General features: G+C 68.4%; 1 protein-coding gene and 1 pseudogene. Both read left to right on the plus strand.

Annotated elements, in window-relative coordinates; genetic code table 11:
• Window positions 1-248 (plus strand): annotated as a pseudogene (locus tag EOA38_RS40815) (hypothetical protein); the annotation flags it as partial.
• A gap of 30 nt (window positions 249-278) precedes the next feature.
• Window positions 279-1,040: a 3-hydroxyacyl-CoA dehydrogenase gene (locus EOA38_RS37350; protein WP_126092296.1), complete on the plus strand. Its 762-nt coding sequence runs from the start codon at window positions 279-281 to the stop codon at window positions 1,038-1,040.
• Window positions 1,041-1,125: the final 85 nt, after the last annotated feature.

A 1,125-nucleotide genomic window follows, 5' to 3' on the forward strand; every position in this document is an offset into this window, starting at 1 on the left:
ACTACGGGCCGCTCGGCTTCAAGCGGTTTCCGCGCGGCCAGATCACCATGCCTCGCCCCGTCGATCTCGACCGGCTGCTTCACCATGAAATCAAGCCGGGCGCCGTGGCCCGCTTCGTCGGTGAGGTCTGCCATGCGGATACGGCGCGGGTCGCGGACCTCGCCCCGGCCGCGGTCAGGGCGCCGGCCAGTCCGCAGGTCTCGATCGATCCGGTCATTCAGGTTGCGCCCCAGCAGCGTGCTTCGTAGCATGATCCGAAATTCTGGGAGGACGCCCGCATGAACCCGAACGGCCAGATCGCGATCGTCACCGGCGGCGGGTCCGGCCTCGGCGAGGCGACGGCGCGCGCCCTTGCCGCCAGGGGCGCCAAGGTTGCGATACTCGATGTCGGCGTTGACCGCGCGGCGAAGGTGGCGGCCGACATCGGCGGCATCGCCGTTCAGTGCGATGTCAGCAGCGGCGACAGCGGCACCGCCGCGATCGCCGAGGTTGCGAAGGAGCTCGGCGAGCCGCGCATTCTGGTCAATTGCGCCGGCATTGCCATCGGCGTGAAGACGGTGGGCAAGGACGGTCCGCACCCGCTCGACCAGTACCGCAAGGTGATCGAGATCAACCTGATCGGCACCTTCAACATGATCCGCCTTGTCGCCGACCGCGCGGCGAAACTCGATCCGCTCGCCGGCGGCGAGCGCGGCGTCATCGTCAACACGGCGTCGGTCGCGGCCTATGACGGCCAGATCGGCCAGGCCGCTTATTCGGCCTCCAAGGGCGGCGTGGTCGGCATGACGCTGCCGGTGGCGCGCGATCTCGCCCGGTCCGGCATTCGCGTCTGCACCATTGCCCCGGGCATCTTCAAGACGCCGATGATGGCCGGCATGCCGCAGGAGGTGCAGGATTCGCTTGGCGCCTCGGTGCCCTTCCCGCCCCGCCTCGGCGAGCCTTCGGAATATGCGGCGCTTGCGCTCCACATTATCGAGAACCAGATGCTGAACGGCGAGACGATCCGCCTCGACGGCGCCATCCGCATGGCGCCGAAATAGAAGGGAATGACCACGTCGCGGACAGGCGCCTCCCCCGTCAAGGCAGGACCGCTGGCGGGTCTCAAGGTAATCGAGATGGCGGGCC

Source organism: Mesorhizobium sp. M1E.F.Ca.ET.041.01.1.1 (assembly GCF_003997355.1).
Lineage (GTDB): Bacteria > Pseudomonadota > Alphaproteobacteria > Rhizobiales > Rhizobiaceae > Mesorhizobium.